This is a genomic window from Thalassospira sp. TSL5-1 (genome assembly GCF_001907695.1).
GTDB lineage: Bacteria > Pseudomonadota > Alphaproteobacteria > Rhodospirillales > Thalassospiraceae > Thalassospira.
The window spans coordinates 15,605-31,780 of sequence record NZ_KV880641.1; the positions used below are offsets into that span (position 1 = coordinate 15,605).

Genomic DNA, 16,176 nt, shown 5'->3' on the forward strand with positions numbered 1-16,176 from the left:
ACCCCGATCCGCTCCTGACCCTGGGCCTGGTGTCGCCGTTCCGTTTTTCCCGGCTTGCGAAATGCACATCGGGCGCTATGTCAAAAATACAGGCCTTTAAGGCACAAAAAACGTCAGACCTTGAAGGTATAAAATCCATATACCAGCCCCCAACAGGTAGCGGTATCTGTTAGCTTCCTTACAGATGCCCCGTAAAACCCCGTCCTCCCCTGAACTGACCCCAGGGTTTTATTTTTCAAATATGGAAATTTACCATCACAATATGAAATCAGTCGCGCCAGAATTGCGGGGAGAGCAGGATCAGCACGGTAAAGACCTCGAGCCGACCGATCAGCATGCCAATCGCCATCATCCATTTTGCGCCATCGGGTAAGGTGGCAAAGTTGCCTGACGGCCCGACAATGGGGCCAAGCCCCGGCCCGACATTGGCAATAGCTGTTCCCGCACTGGAAATAGCGGTAATGAAATCCAGCCCCATCGCGCCCAGGCCTGCCGCCAGCACAACAAAGCAGAACACAAACAAAAAGAAAAAGCTGAGAACCGATTCCGTCACATCTTCGGTCAGGGGCTTGCGGTTATAATAGGCAATGAAAACGCCATGCGGCCGCAGCATATGGTTCAGCTGGATTTTGGCGATTTCATAAAGCACCTGCAGGCGGAAAATTTTTACCCCGCAGGTCGTGGAGCCCGCGCAGCCACCAATAAACATGACAAAAAAGAACACCGACACCGCAAATGCTCCCCACAAACCATAGTCAGTGGTGGCATAGCCGGTCCCGGTCATAACAGAAATGATGTTAAAAGAGGCATAGCGCAAAGCGGTCAGGAAGCTAACATCATTGACCTCGCTATGCCACAGGGCAACACTGAGAATAATGGTAAGCGCGATGGTGACAAACCAGCGCACCTGGGAATCACGAAACAGGACAAAGGGCTGCCCCCGCAGGCTTTGCAAATAAAGCAAAAACGGCAAGGCCCCGGTGGTCATACCCAGGGTGATGATCACGTCAATCAGGGCATTGTCGTAATACCCGATCGAAGCATCACGGGTTGAAAACCCGCCAGTGGCGATGGTTGTCATGGCATGGGCAATCGCATCAAAGCCCGACATACCTGCCCACCACAGCAAAAACGACCAAATGATGGTAAAGACGACATACAGGGTGAAAATGCCCATCGCGATTTGCGTCGCACGGGGAAAGGCCTTGTCGGATTTATCGGAATTTTCCATACGAAAAAGCTGCATCCCGCCCACGCGCAGCATCGGCATCACGGCAATCGCCATCACGATAATCCCGATCCCGCCCAGCCATTGCAACAGCGCCCGCCACAGCAAAATGCCCGGCGGGGCCGAATCCAGCCCGACCATCACTGTCGAACCAGTGGTCGATATGCCCGACATGGCCTCGAAAAAGGCGTCGGTATAGCTCATATTCAGGTTGGAAAAGGCAAAAGGCAGGGCGGAAACTGCCGTGAGCACCAGCCAGCTTGCCGTGGTCAGGATAAAGGCCTGACGCGAGGTCATACGCAGGGTATCGGTCCGGTTCATCATCACCAGCGCACCGCCGATAAACAGCGAAACCGCCGAGGCCGCCGAAAATACCAGCCAGTCGGGATGCCCGTAATAAAGGTCCACCAGTGCCGGCACGACCATGCCAATGGCAAGGGTCGCAAGCAAAATGCCAATGATGAAAAGGATTGGTCGAAAATCGATCAATGAATAGCCCCGTCTTCCCCTGTCGGTATCAGCCCGTCTTGCCCGTTGCGTATCGCCATATCACGGACGCTGTTTAATTGCATCCTGCTTTGATCTTCGGCGGACATATGCCCCATATCGGGCGGCCCGCAAGCCGGGTATCTGCCCTGTGACAGCGACACTGGATGCTGGCGGCGGATTCTTGGGGAAAGTGCGGGCAATGTCCAGTTTTTACGCTCACAACGGGCAGACCATGCCCGTAATATTACGCATTTCGCATACAAAAGCCCGTCTGTTTGCCCGTCAAAGCGGGTTGGCAGCCAATAAGCGGGTTGGCAGCAGCCCAGCCAGCCTTTATATCGCAAGGTCAAATCGCATTCCCAACTGAAAGCCGCAACGGAAATGTCCGAACTTTCAAAAACCTTTATCCTGACCATCACCTGCCCGGATACCTTTGGCATTGTCGCAAGTGTCACCAGCTTTCTGGCGGACGAAGGGGCGTTTGTGACCAAGCTTGAACAGTTTGGCGACCCTGAAAGCAAACGCTTTTTCATGCGGGTCAAATTTGATGCCGGGCGCGCCCTGCGCACCGAAGCCGAATTTGTCGAAAAATTCACGCCGATTGGCGAACGGTTTTCGATGGACTGGAAACTGCACGACTATTTCCGCAAGCCGCGCGTGATTTTGATGGTCTCGAAATTCGGCCACTGCCTGCACGATATTCTGCACCGGGTGGCATCGAACAATTTGGGCATTGAAATTCCCGCCGTGGTTTCCAACCACGAAGATATGCGTGGCATTGTCGAATGGAACGGCATTCCCTATTACCATCTGCCGGTTGATCGCGATAACAAACACGCCCAGGAAACCAAACTTCTGGACCTTGTGGGCGAACACAAGGCAGATCTGGTCGGGCTTGCGCGTTATATGCAGGTTCTTTCAACCGATCTATGTCGGGAACTGGAAGGGCGTTGCATCAATATCCACCATTCCTTCCTGCCCAGCTTCAAAGGGGCAAAGCCCTATCATCAGGCGCACAAGCGCGGAGTGAAACTGATTGGCGGCACGGCACATTATGTTACCGCCGACCTTGACGAAGGCCCGATCATCCATCAGGCGGTGGAACGGGTGGATCACACCATGACCGCTGAGGATATGGTGGAAATCGGCCGGGATATTGAATCGGTCGTGTTTTCACGCGCCATTCAGATGCACTGCGAACACCGTGTCTTTCGCAACGGCAGTAAAACGGTTATTTTCCGGCGATAGTAAAATTTACACCGATTGCATCTTAACGTTTAAAAATCCCGGTCAGACCCGTCTATGGCCGGGATTTTTAGTCTGAAACAACAGAAAGCCTATCATTACAGATAGTAAATGGGGCATGGTGTTACAGGCAATTTTCCCATAGATTGCATATTCACAAATGTAAATATCGCGCCCATCATCGGCGCAAGACCGTTTTAAAGTGGAATCCAACGTGCCGGGAAAGAAGCTACATTTTGCCCTGATTCTTTGTATCCTTTTGGGAATAGGGTTCCTTACAACAAGCTTTGTCAGTTTTTATGTCGCACGGGATTCCCTGCAAGAACAAATCGCCGAGAGTACATTGCCGCTTACCAGCGACAATATCTATTCGGAAATCCAGCGCGACCTGTTGCAGCCGATCTTCATTTCATCGCTGATGGCGCACGATACGTTTTTCCGTGACTGGACCCTGAATGGCGAAAAAAACACACAACAGGTCACGCGCTATTTAAGCGAAATCCAGAAACGTTATGGCACAGTAACCGCGTTTTTTGTTTCGGACAAAAGCCGGAACTATTACCACACGGACGGCATTATAAAGCAGGTCTCGCCCGACGACCCTGATGATGCGTGGTATTTTCATTCCAAAAACATGAAAGACACCTATGAAATCAATGTCGATCACGACACGGCCGACCGCTCAAGGCTGACGATTTTTGTCAATTATCAGGTGCGCGATTACGAAGGCAAAGTCATTGGCGTGACCGGGGTGGGACTGGCCGTCAATTCCGTGACCAACCTGATCGAGACCTATCAAAAACGATATGGTCGCACGATTTATTTTTCCGACCGTCAGGGCAATATCACCCTGCATGGCAGCGATTTTGGCAATGACAAAACCCTTCAGGCTCATAAAAGCATCAGCCCGCTGGCAACCCAGATTTTAACCTCGCCGGGAACATCGCTGAGTTACAATGACGGTACAGAAACCATTTTCGTCAATAGTCGCCTGGTACCGGAATTCAACTGGCTGCTGCTGGTCGAACAGCACGAACAAATCGGCGACCAGCGCATTGAAAATACCCTGCTGATCAATATCGCGATTTCGCTGTTCATTACATTGCTGGTTGGCTTTACCGCCTATTTTACCATACGCGGCTATCAAAAACGGCTGGAAGAACTGGCATCGTTTGACAAGCTGACATCGGCGTGCAACCGCCAGGTTTTTGACCTGGTGTTTGAGAAAGTCACCAAGGCTTGCCGTCGTCGCAAAGAACAGCTTGCCATGATCTGCCTGGACCTGGACCAATTTAAGGAAATCAACGATACCTACGGGCATCCGGGTGGCGATACCGCCCTGCGCGAGGTCGCGACAATGATCAGAAGCCAGATTTCCGATGAAGATACGCTGTGCCGCTGGGGCGGGGATGAATTTGTTGTTTTGCTGCCCGGCCGTGACCGCAGCAATGCGATGCAAACCGCACGGCGCATTGCCGATATGATCCGCCAAAACGGCGTTCGCTTTGGCCGCGAAAACATCTCGCTGACCATTAGCGCCGGTGTAACCGAATATCGCGACAGCGAAACACTGTCATCGATCATCAACCGGGTGGACCAGGCGCTTTACAGTTCCAAAAATGCCGGGCGCGACCAGATTTCGCAGGCGTAAGCCCAGTCCAAAGCCTTTTCTGCGTAAACCTGCCCTCCGGCCAACCAGCCGCCAACCAAAATGCAAAAATGGCCCCGCCTGACATTCAGACGGGACCATTTTTATCAATTAGTCATCCGCCCGAAAGCGGGTAAAAAGCCGTGATCAGGCAATCGAGGCCTCGGCAATCTGAACGGCATTAAGGGCGGCACCCTTCAGCAACTGGTCGCCAGCGACAAACAGTTCCAGGCCATGATCACCAAAGATCAGGTTGGTGCGGATACGGCCAACTTCGACATCATATTTACGGGTCGCGTTGATCGGCATCGGATATTCCAGCTTTTCAGGATTATCCACCAGCTTCACACCCTTGGCCTTTGCCAGCACATCGCGGGCTTCCTGCGGTGTGACGGCCTTTTCGGTTTCAACAACGATGGATTCCGAATGGGTCCGTTCCGTCGGAATACGCACAGCGGTACAGGAAACCGGCAAGTCCGGCGCACCAAAGATTTTGCGGGTTTCCCACGTCACCTTCATTTCTTCACGGGTATAACCGTTATCCTGGAAGGTATCGATATGCGGAATAACGTTGAAAGCCAGCGGATGCGCAAACACTTCCGCCTTGATTTCTTCGCCCTTAAGACCCGATGCCAAACCTTCGTGCAGTTCGTTCATGCCCGGCTGACCGGCACCCGATGCTGCCTGATAGGTAGAAACAAACACCTTTTTCAGGCCAAATGCCTGATGCAGCGGCCACAGGGCCACAGCCGCAATGGCGGTGGTGCAGTTCGGGTTGGCAATCAGCTTGGCTTTCTTGGCCAGGTCACCATTGATTTCAGGTACAATCAGCGGCACATCGTCGTTCAGACGGAAAGCCGACGAATTGTCGATCACAAGCGCGCCCTCGGCAATTTGCGGGGCATATTCCTTGGCAAAATCGCCAGATACGGCCAGAAACACGATATCGCATTTCTTGGCATCCTCAACCGAGAACAGGGTCACGGTTTTAGTGCCGTATTTAGTCTCCAGGGTTTTTCCTGCCGAACGTTCGGACGCGAAAAGGGTCAGTTCACCCACAGGAAAATTACGATCAAACATAACATTGATCAGCTCGACGCCAACCGCACCGGTTGCGCCGATCACACCGACATGGAGATTTTCGGCACTCATAATATCTGACTATCCTCGTATATTGTTGTGTCGTTTTCGACCTCCGCGATCATTCGCGGGTCGTGCATTATATTGATTTCCCGATATAACGCAAATCAGGGTTCGTGCGGGTTATCCCGCATAATGACTGCACTGACAAACGCACAACCCTGCGATTTGTTCCCGATCCTTCGAGAAACATCTTGCAAAATGGGTTCATTCATTCCGTCAGGACATGCAATATTTCGCAAAATCACTGGTCTGATTCGCTGTCCAGTCCGGTTTGGGCGTATGTTGCATGGTATCGCACCAGTCACGGCTGCCAATCTCGGGTGCGCAGGCAACCAGTGTCAGTGTCACCATCATGGCGGCCAGGGCGATCAGGATTCTTTGCATCCATCCCATCGTGCTCCTCCGTTCCGGTTTATTTCACCAAAACCCTAAAACACGGATGGGGCAAAAACAGGGCAACAACCTTTTCTTGCACAAGTCGCAAGACTAATCGCGCCAAAAGGCTGGCAGTAACAACACCAGCAGCGTTTCAAATTCCAGCCGCCCCAGGATCATGGCAATATCCAGCACCCATTTTGCCGAATCGGGCAGGCTTTGAAAATTGCCAGCCGGGCCGATAATCGGCCCCATACCCGGCCCCACATTGGCAAGGGCGGTTGCCGCCGCACTCATGGCGGTAATTAAATCCAGACCGGCAAAACCAAGGGCAACGGTGACACCGATATAGCTGATGGACAGCAGAAAAACGAAAACCGTCACCGCGTTATAAATGTCACTGGTGATTTCATTACGGTCAATATAGCTGACCGTCACCGCACTGGGGCTGCGCAACCGCAGGAAATGGGCACGCAGACCACTAAATACCACGTAAAGGCGGAACATTTTAAACCCGCCCGCCGTCGAGCCCGAACAGCCCCCTACAAAGGTGGCAAAGAAAAACAGCATGACGGCCACTGGCCCCCACAGCAAATAATCGCCCGAGGCAAAACCGGTGGTGGTGATCACCGATACCAGATTAAACGAGGCCAGGGTAAAGCTGGCCCACAATCCATCGTCCGAGATTTGCATCAGACGGAATGTCAGAAGAGCAATAAAAAAGCCCGATACCAACAACAAAAGCCGGATTTGCTGGTTATCAAACAGGGCGCGAATGCTGCGTTTGCGGACCATCACGGCATAAGCGGTAAAGGGAAGCCCGCCGGCAAACATGAACACCGTTCCCACCCAGTGCAACGGCCAGTTTCCGGCAAATTTGCCAAAGGACTGGTCGGTGGTGGAATAGCCGCCGGTTGCCAGTGTGGTCATGGCGTGATTGATGGCCTCAAACCAGGTCATGCCAAAAATGCGATACAGCACCATGCAAGTCAGCGACAGCAGCGCATAGATTACAACGATTTGCAGGCACATGTCGCGCATACGCGGGCTGAGTTTTTCCGAACGGTCCGAACTTTCCATCTGAAAAAGCTGCATCCCGCCAACCCGCATCAGCGGCAGCAGGGCAAGGGCGGTTACAATAATCCCAATCCCGCCCAGCCATTGCATGATCGAACGCCACAAAAGCAAACCCGGCGGCATGCGGTCCAGGCCGGAAAGAACCGTGGAGCCCGTCGTGGTCAACCCGGAAATGGTTTCAAACACCGCATCACAAAAGCTGATATCCAACGATGAAAACCATAGCGGCAAGGCCCCGGTCACACTCACCGCAATCCAGGAAAAGCCGGTTAAAACATACCCCTGCCGGGCGGTCACACGCGGGCCAATGTCAGACCGGCAGGCAAGGCAGGTCATGCCGCCCACACCAATGCTGGTAAAGGACGCCTGAGTAAAAATCAGCCAGTCAGGGTTGCCAAAATACAGATCAACAATTGCCGGAATCAGCATGGCGGCTCCGATGATGATCACCATCAGCCCAACAACAAAGAAAATCGGTTGCAGTCGTAACAAGGCAGCATCCATGCAAGTTCGTACAATCGGCATTTACCATGCCGTGGCTTTGGTCCGGGACAGAATTGGATATACCCGTTATCGCGCGGGCCGCGCCTGCATGGCCTTATTTCCTGCCACGCATTTTTCCCCGATCCTTCTTTTGTCCTATGCTCTATAACCGCAAATGGCCTCGTGTGCATCCCGTTATCGCAAACTTGGCGTCAATCAGGCATCTTTTCGCCGTGTTTTCCCATCATGAATGCTATGGTCTGCATCATAGCCCGGTTTACTGACTTGTCCCCGCCCTCGGCTCCCAAAGCGATCATGCGCCCGATCACGCCCTGGCATGGTTGGCACCATGACAAGGGGTGAAGGCCACAACAAAGACAAAAGCAAAGAGAATATCCATGATCCTGCGTGCTGCATTCTGGCAAAAAATCCTGCACCGTCGCATGTCTCTTCCGGTTCTGATCATCGCCCTGGTGGCAAGCGGTTTTGCGGCCAGCCCGCTTGCGGCTGCGACCAAAACCACCACCAAAGCGGCCACCCCGCCCGATGTCAGCAATCAGACGGTTTTCAAGGCCGACGGGCACAAGGTTTTTGCCATTGATGGTGACACCATCCTGATTGATGGGCATGTGTTTGATATTGCCGGGATCGATGCGCCGGAACTGGGCCAGCAATGCCTGCATGATGGCAATTTGAAAGATTGCGGATTATCTGCCGGGATGCAGTTGCAAAAATACTTCACCATGTCACCTTTCCCGGCTGAATGCGTCTTGGCCGATGACCAGCGTGATAATGGCAGCACAAACAGCGGCAAAAATGGCAAAAGCTGGCCCCGCGTCGAATGCTCGATTGGAGATCGCGATGTTGGGGCAGCCATGATAGCCGATGGCGAGGCCTTGCCGATTCCCGGTTTTTCACTGGATTATGACGACCAGGCCAAACAGGCCGCCAATGCCGGAATTGGCCTTTATGGCACCAAAATGATCCCCCCGGCTGAATGGCGGGCGGGCAAACGCCTGCCGGACGAAAAGAAACGCTGCCTGTTTGTCGGCGATGGCAAGGGCCATTACATCAGCTCGCTGGACCCGCGTTTTGTCAATTATGCCAGCGAAAACCCGCCGCAAACCGTTTGTAGCGACGAGGAAGCCCGCAAATTGGGGCTGGAATATTTGCCCAACAACTAAGTACCCGCAACGGCCCTGAAGCTGTTTTCGGGCTTTTTGCCCTTATTCAAACGATAGCAAGACCAAAGCCAGGCCAGCTTGATGCCAAATGTCAGCACAAGCCAGCAGGCAACAAAGGCCGCAACGCCTAATGGCAATTCGGCCATGTGCCGTTGGCCGTCGATCAGCGGGCCAATGCGCACCAGATAAACCGCCATGATTGGCAAAGAGACCAGGGGCAGGATGGTAAAGAATGCGGCCATGACAAATGTACCGCGCCATCCTGCACCAGCTTTGCCGGAACGTTGGCGTTTTTTCATATGCAGCCAGGCCCCACTCAGGGCCAGACCGGACAAAATCAGGCCAAACACAAACCAGATAATTTTGGTTATCACCCCACCAAAGGTACCAAAATGCAGCGGATCAGCCATGTCGGACCAGCGCCAATAGGCCGATAAATCATCCGCATGTTGATTGAAAACAACCGCACCCGTTTGGGGATCAAGATAGATTTTATTGGCGCGATCCCGCACCAGCACATCATCGGACTGGCCGATGACATAAAAATACCCGCCACGATTGGGATAAATGCCGGTAATGCGCATATCGGGCCGGGCGGATTGCGCGTGCACCAATAAAGTTTCAAATGGCAGGCGGTCCTGCGGTTTTATCTGGATTTTGGGCAGGACATGCACTGCCAAGGGAAAGGAATCCGTATAGGCAAACTTGCCATCGCCCAGCTTGTAGCGCCCTTCCTCAAACAGGTACCAAAAACCGGTCAGGGCGATCAGCACCACGAACCACAGGCTCCACAAACCGGCGATTTTGTGCAGGCTGCTCCAGAGACTGACCCGGGTTTTGCCTGTACGCAGTTCAAAAAACCGTCGCCACCAGCGCCGATAAAACAGCAGGGCGCTGACCATTGCCAACATCAACGGCAGAGAAAACGCGGTGATGATGAATTTACCCACCCCGTAAAAGCCAAACAGGGCTTCGTGATATTCGCGAAAGAACCGTTCGATCGTGAAAAGTGACTGGGTTCCCAGCACCGCCAGCGTTGCCGGGTCAACCTGGACAATCCGCCGTTCGCCCTGTGCGGTGATAATATCAACGCTTGCCGGGAAAACGGCATAAAGCGGTTCTTGCAGAAATTCGACCCGGGCGTGCGGGAACTGTTGCTTAACGGCAGCAAAAATGCCCGAAAAATCAACATGCCCGGCAAAGGGGGGCAAATGTGCGGCGGGTGTGAATAACCAGTCCAGTTCCTGCGACAAAGCGGCAAAGGCGCCGCTCCAGCATATGGAAAACAACATCAGCCCCAAACAGACACCAATCCAGCTATGCCAGTCAAACCACCTGGGTTTAACTGGCTTGCCGGTCTGTTTCCTGCCAAGAGGCGCAGGATCAGAATTCAAATCGGATGCTCCCGTAGAATGTGCGCGGTGCGCCAACACTCACCCGATAGGTTCCGCCCGATGCGACATAGTATTTTTCGTCCGTCACGTTTTTAACCCCAAGGTCAAACCGCACACGGGACTCGTTGCGCACCGGAAGGTAATACCATATGCCCACATCCAGCAGGGTATAGTCACCCAGCTCAAAATTGTGCGCACTATCGCCATAACGATTACCCACATGATAAAGCCCGGCACCAAAGCCCAACCCCTTCAGGCTGCTTTCGGCCTTTTGGAACTCGTAACTCGCCCAAAGGCTGGTGGTAATATCGGGCGTATTGGTGGGGGTGTTGCCGTTATTGGCGTTCTCGCTTTCAATTTCGGCATCCAGCACACCGACACCGGCGCGCAGGTTAAAGCCCTGAACCGGATTGGCCGTGATAACTGCCTCCGCCCCGCGCGAGCGAATACCGCCGGTCAGTTCCGGGGTGCCATTCACCGTTTCAACGACATTTTCCTGACGAATGTCAAACAGGGCACCGCTTAATAAAATACGGTCATTCCAACCGGACCATTTTGCCCCGACTTCATATTGGCGGCCCTGCTCCGGGTCAAAAACCGCCGTGGTTTCGTTGCCCGAATAAATATTCTGGGACTGGAACGTTTCGGCATAGGAGGCATAAAGCGACAGGTCTTCCACCGGTTTCCAGACCAGCCCTGCCGATTTGGTCAAATGCCCGTCCGACCCCGGATCAAAACCGCTGGCGGTATCCGTCAGACGATCAATCTGGCTATATTCGTTGGCAACCACTTCGTAACGTGCCCCCAATGTCAGGGTCACGGCATCGGTCAGGTGAATATCCCCCTGGGCATAGGGGCCATAGGAAAGCTGTTTGACCTTGGTATAACGCCGCAGGATCGGATTGCTATCGGTATTATCAACCAGGGTAAATGAGGACGGGTTGGAAACGGTGCCGCCGGTTTGGTTGGCACCGGCAAAGTTGGTCCAGGATTCATCCTGATGGCGCAACTCGACCCCGGAAACCAGATCCACCGGCAACCCGGCATCAAATTCGCCACGCATTTGCATACGGGCAAAAACCGTTCCCAATTCACGATCATCGTTACCCTGAACACGGCGCGTCAAGACACCGGTATTGGAAACATTGACGACCTCGTTACGAATTTCATCAACCTGTTCGTAGGCATAAAACAGCTTGTTTTCCAGCGTCCAGTCGTCGTTAAAAACCGGTATGGCGCTATCAACTTCAAAAATGTGGGTCGATACATCGCGATTGTTCAAATTCGACTGATCAAAGCGTGTATCAACCGCTGTGTTGACGATGCTGCGCTTTCCGCCCCCCGCCGGAACGGTAATGACACCCCGGTCAATCGGCCGTTCGTCATGGGTGTATTCATAATTGAAATTCACATTCGCACCCGTTTCCCCCTCCCAGTAGAAAGAGGAAGACAAAAACTGGCGGTCAATATCGGCCTTGCGGAAATTGCGGCTGTTTTCCGCCGAAGTTGTCAGGCGGTAGGCCATTGTTTTTTCATCATTCAGCGGCCCGGTAAAATCGGCCTGAACCTGGCGTTCACCATATTCGTTAAAATCGGTCGCAACATGATTTTCGCGGGTGAATTTGGGCTTTTTGGTAATGATATTAACCAGGCCGCCCGGCGTCATCTGCCCGATCTCGGCCACCGGACCCTTGACGATCTGCACACTATCGACGGTATCGGGGTTAACGCGCCCATTGGTTTTCAGGCGCACGCCATTGCGGTAAATATCATCCCGGCGGCGAAACCCTCTGATCAGAAAATCTTCACGGCTGCCGCCATAACCATCAACATTCACCACATTGGGGGACAGCCGGTAAACATCCTCGAGTTCGCTGGCATGCTGATCGAGCAAAAGCTGTTCGGGGATCACATCTACCGTGCGGGGAATATCGGTCACATCCTTGGCAAGCAATGTTCCGGTTTCGGAATAGCGGCTGTCATAGCGCGACTGACGGGTGCCAATCACGGTAATCGCATCCAGCGTAATGCCGTCACTCAGGCCGGATGCTGCCGGGCGTTTTTCAATCGTAACGGACTGATCCACCGTATAACGATATTGAAGACCCGTTCCCGCCAGCAAGGTACGCAAGCCATCATTGGTGCCAAACGTGCCCTTCAGGGCCGCCGAGCGAAGGGCATAAATTGATTTATCCGTATAAAGAACCTGAATGCCGGTTATCGCCGAAAAGGCCGCCAATGCCTGGGGCAAAGGCTGGGATGCTATGTCAAAGGCATAGGCTGCCTGATCGCTGTTCGCCAGTTTTCCGCCCGCGACCGGTTTCTGCGCTGCCTCGTCCCCCCAGGCAGCATGGCTGCTCATCAGTGCCCCAAACGACACCATAAGGCACATCCCGAAGCCAATTTTTGGTCTTGCCAAGGTTCCCAATTCCGTCCCCCAAACTCTATACATCATCAAATTGCGAATACGGCGCATTCGCGACATATGAGTAAGACGGACCAGAAACGATCACCCCCTAGTCCCACATCAATTTTTTAAAAATTCTTATTCACAGCAAAAAGGGAAGAGAAGGCACAAGCATCTACGGAAAGGTTCAAGCCCCTGTTTTAAAAACAAAATCAGGCATCATCCTGCCATGCCAGAACGACCAGATAATCCGTCACCCGGATCACACGTACAGAAAGCGTATTTTCAATCGCATCCAAAACCCGGCCAATATTATCCGTGCGAAAGACACCGCTGATATGCAAGTCAGCCAAATGGCGATTTGCGATGACGATTTTCCCCGGATAATAACGGTTCAGTTCCTTGACCACCTCGGAAACCGGGGCGTCGTAAAAAACCATCTGGTCCTTTTGCCAGGCGGTGGTTGCAAAGGCATCAAACGAATGGGCCTTGCCAATCCCGGTCGGTGTTAAATCAGCCGCCATTCCCGGGGCCAGCAGGGTCGGCGCCTGCGACGCGGTGGCCTTATCCCGTAACGCCACCTTGCCTTGCACCAGGCTCACAATAACGGAATCCGCCATTTTGCGCACATTAAACCGGGTTCCCAAAACCGTAATGGTCCCCTGCGCCGTTTCCACGACAAATGGCTTTTGGGCGTTATGGGCCACATCAAACCACACTTCCCCCGCCTGCAATTTCACCAGCCGCTTATCCGCCCCAAAGGCGACCTCCAGCCGGCTATGCACATTCATCGTTATTTTGGACCCGTCCGGCAGGGTTTGGGTCATGGGCTGTTGGCTGGTGATATACAGACCCGGATTAAAATACTGTTCGACATCATTTTTGAAATAACCGCCCGTCACAATGCACAGCAAAATAACAGCGGCAAGGGCCGCAATGCGCCATCCGTTAGAGGGCTTTTGCCGCCCAGCCTGTGATGGCACCGCTTGTGCGTCGGATATAACCGGGGAAACCTGGCCTTGCGCCCGCCATATCCGTTTAACGGGCAATTCCAGTTTGCCCCACAGAAGCTCAACCTCGCAAAAGGCGGCCGGGTGCAGCGAAGATTGTTGCTGCCAGCTTTCAAATTCAGCCAGCACCGTTTCCTGCGACCCAGTATGGAACGCGGCCTCGCGCAGGCGGCCATGCCAGATCACGGCTTCCTGAAACAGCTCGTCAGAAATCTCTGCGGCAAAATCCGCATCGCGTTCACTCATGCCAATCCGCCTCAGCCATCGTTTTGCGCGGCCAAACAACCAGGGCAGCTTGCCCCTTCCCCATCATCATGCCAATATACATACCGGGTGTGACTTACATGATGTTGTCTCACAATTCACGCCTCGCATCCTGCAGGCAACGACGACATTCAACCATGGCCCGCGCAATATGGTTTTCCACCGTACGGACCGAAATATCCAGCGTTTTGGCAATTTCCGACATCGAAAGTTCCTGCCCCCGATACATCAAAAAAACCTGACGGCATTTTTGCGGCAGCCGTGTCACCACGTCGGAAATCAACGCGAGTTCCTGACGGGCCGAGACCATATCTTCATGAGACGGCACAGCGATATCATGCTGGGGCGCACAGTTTTCCGCCTCGCTATTTTCATCATGTGGAAGGGGCGAAAGCTCAATCGTCTGGCGTGCTGAATGATGACGATGATGATCAATGACCAGATTGCGCACCATACTATAAACATAAGCACGCGGATTTCCGGGCATCACCACACGGGTTATGCTGGCGCGGATCCAGGTTTCATGGACAATTTCTTCCGCCAATGGGCGCGATCCTGTCCGACGAACCACAAAGCCCAGCAGCTCGTCGTAATATTCTTCAACAACTTGTGCCAAATTGGAGAAACGTCGCCTGGTCATATGGTTATGCTGCAAATACATTCCTGAACGCCTGCGATCACCAGGGACCCTGGCCGCGCGAAACAGGCACCATATAGATTATGATTATCATTCTCAAATTAATAATATGAAAAGCGCGTAAATACAAATAAGGCGTGCAAACCCTAGATGCACAACACGTTAGTCTATGTAATATCGAGGGAAATTGGAGCGGGTGAAGGGAATCGAACCCTCGTCGTAAGCTTGGGAAGCTTCTGCTCTACCATTGAGCTACACCCGCTTTGCGGCACGCTTTATAGCCTGACTGCCCCGGCTGTGCAAGACAATCACGCAATTGCCACCGCAAATATTTTTGCCCGGTCAGGAACGCGGTGTCATCTTCCAGATCACCCCGGCATGGTCATCGGAAATCAGCACCGACCCATCATCGCCAAAGGGCTTGATATCCACCGGGCGGCCCAGAACCGCGCCATTATCGCGCAGGAAGCCGGACAGGAAGGGCTCTGCGGTTTGCGGCTTGCCTGCGGTGAATTTCACCCGCACCACTTCGTACCCATCCGGCACCGTACGATTCCACGACCCGTGCAGGGCCACCAAAAGGTCGCCCTGATAAAAATGCAGGCCCAGCGGCGCGTTATGGGCGTTAAAGGTAAAGGCCGGGAAAGTTACCTTTTGCGGCACATCTTCGTTTTTGAAATCCGGCGCGCGTGTATCATTGCCCGCAAACCACGGATAGCCATAAAAACCGCCCGGTGCGCTGGCGTGATTGAGTTCCTCGCGCGGGATATTGTCACCCAGGCCATCGCCGCCATTATCGGTAAACCACAAATCGCCACTATCGAGGTTAAAAGTCAGCCCGACGGAATTACGAATGCCCGAGGCATAAATTTCAGGATCACCACCCCCAACCGGCAGGGTGATGATGGTGCCTTCCAGCCCCGAAACCTTGCAGATATTACAAGGAGCCCCCACTGCAACAAACAGTTTTTCACCATCGGGTGATAGGGCGGCATAGCGCCAGCCATGATGGCTTTTGTCTGGCAGGCCATCAAACAGGATATTTGACGGAGAACCAAGTTCTTTGCCGTTAAAATTGGCAAGATCAAACGAAACAACACGACCCTGATCGGCAATAAACAAAGTGCCCTTTTGATAGGCCACCCCATTGGCCGAGGTAAAATCCGATGAAATATTGCGGGCCTTGCCAGCCTTTCCCTGCCCGTCAACCGGCACAAAATACAGGTTACGCCCGCGTGTTCCGACAAACATCCCGCCCTGATCCGGGGCAAGGGCGATGGACCGGGCATTGGGCACAGTGGCAAAAACCGACAGGTCATAACCATCGGCAACGGTGAGCTGGGACCCGATTTTTTCCAGCCTGTCCATGTTTTCATCGGCAAAAGCAGACGAAAACGGCAAGGCTGCCAGAACAAGCGCCAGCAAGGGCAAAGCAACCAACCCGGCACGCTGCAACCTGACGGAACCCGTTTTTTGTAATAATTGGGATAAAAAATACCCGTCTTCACGCCTCTCCTGGTCGCCTTGTGACCAGAAAGAGAATGAAAACGGGCGGAATTGCGTCGTGCGGGGCATGGTTTTCTCCTTTGGGC

At 53.3% G+C, this 16,176-nt stretch carries 12 protein-coding genes and 1 tRNA gene; 3 read left to right on the top strand and 10 right to left on the bottom strand.

All coding sequences use genetic code 11. The features are described from left to right. Nucleotides 1–268: 268 nt before the first annotated feature. A complete protein-coding gene (locus tag LF95_RS20025; protein WP_073956981.1) occupies nt 269–1,717 on the bottom strand; it encodes a TrkH family potassium uptake protein in 1,449 nt (482 codons plus the stop codon). 381 nt (nt 1,718–2,098) lie between these two features. Here LF95_RS20025 and purU point away from each other — a divergent pair, with 381 nt between their 5' ends. Together purU and LF95_RS20035 are read left to right on the top strand one after the other, a co-directional pair. Continuing rightward, complete coding sequence (purU, locus tag LF95_RS20030; RefSeq protein ID WP_073956982.1) at nt 2,099–2,965, top strand: formyltetrahydrofolate deformylase; 867 nt, start codon at nt 2,099–2,101, stop codon at nt 2,963–2,965. A gap of 211 nt (nt 2,966–3,176) precedes the next feature. Continuing rightward, on the top strand, nt 3,177–4,613 hold the full coding sequence (locus LF95_RS20035; protein WP_143182120.1) for a sensor domain-containing diguanylate cyclase: 1,437 nt from the start codon (nt 3,177–3,179) through the stop codon (nt 4,611–4,613). 144 nt (nt 4,614–4,757) lie between these two features. On the opposite strand, the gene LF95_RS20040 is transcribed toward LF95_RS20035, so the two are convergent. The 3 genes from LF95_RS20040 to LF95_RS20050 all read right to left on the bottom strand — a co-directional run bounded on the left by LF95_RS20040 (nt 4,758) and on the right by LF95_RS20050 (nt 7,697). Then, nucleotides 4,758–5,762: an aspartate-semialdehyde dehydrogenase gene (locus LF95_RS20040; RefSeq protein WP_073956984.1), complete on the bottom strand. Its 1,005-nt coding sequence runs from the start codon at nt 5,760–5,762 to the stop codon at nt 4,758–4,760. Nucleotides 5,763–5,969: 207 nt separating this feature from the next. Further along, nucleotides 5,970–6,146 carry a DUF3012 domain-containing protein gene (locus LF95_RS20045; RefSeq protein ID WP_215905719.1) on the bottom strand — a complete coding sequence of 59 codons (177 nt, stop codon included), beginning with the start codon at nt 6,144–6,146 and terminating at the stop codon, nt 5,970–5,972. 93 nt (nt 6,147–6,239) lie between these two features. Beyond that, entirely contained in the window at nt 6,240–7,697 is a 1,458-nt protein-coding gene (locus LF95_RS20050; protein WP_252509844.1) for a TrkH family potassium uptake protein, read from the bottom strand. Between the two features lie 389 nt (nt 7,698–8,086). On the opposite strand from LF95_RS20050, the gene LF95_RS20055 reads away from it, so the two are divergent. After that, nucleotides 8,087–8,872: a thermonuclease family protein gene (locus LF95_RS20055; protein WP_143182121.1), complete on the top strand. Its 786-nt coding sequence runs from the start codon at nt 8,087–8,089 to the stop codon at nt 8,870–8,872. Here the strand turns inward: LF95_RS20055 and LF95_RS20060 are convergent. The 6 genes from LF95_RS20060 to LF95_RS20085 form a co-directional block, all read right to left on the bottom strand. Then, entirely contained in the window at nt 8,869–10,266 is a 1,398-nt protein-coding gene (locus LF95_RS20060) for a PepSY-associated TM helix domain-containing protein (protein WP_143182122.1), read from the bottom strand. The genes LF95_RS20055 and LF95_RS20060 overlap by 4 nt on opposite strands. Further along, on the bottom strand, nt 10,256–12,628 hold the full coding sequence (locus tag LF95_RS20065) for a TonB-dependent receptor (protein ID WP_168173731.1): 2,373 nt from the start codon (nt 12,626–12,628) through the stop codon (nt 10,256–10,258). Before LF95_RS20065 ends, LF95_RS20060 begins: the two co-directional genes overlap by 11 nt. A 257-nt stretch (nt 12,629–12,885) precedes the next feature. Next, the gene (locus tag LF95_RS20070; protein ID WP_073956988.1) at nt 12,886–13,929 is read right to left on the bottom strand and encodes a FecR family protein; all 1,044 of its coding nucleotides are present in this window, start codon (nt 13,927–13,929) and stop codon (nt 12,886–12,888) included. 109 nt (nt 13,930–14,038) lie between these two features. Beyond that, nucleotides 14,039–14,587, bottom strand: coding sequence for an RNA polymerase sigma factor (locus LF95_RS20075; protein WP_073957121.1), 549 nt, complete (start codon nt 14,585–14,587; stop codon nt 14,039–14,041). Between the two features lie 185 nt (nt 14,588–14,772). Then, a tRNA-Gly gene (locus LF95_RS20080) sits at nt 14,773–14,846 on the bottom strand. 80 nt (nt 14,847–14,926) lie between these two features. Beyond that, nucleotides 14,927–16,159 carry a PQQ-dependent sugar dehydrogenase gene (locus LF95_RS20085; RefSeq protein WP_252509845.1) on the bottom strand — a complete coding sequence of 411 codons (1,233 nt, stop codon included), beginning with the start codon at nt 16,157–16,159 and terminating at the stop codon, nt 14,927–14,929. Nucleotides 16,160–16,176 lie beyond the last annotated feature (17 nt).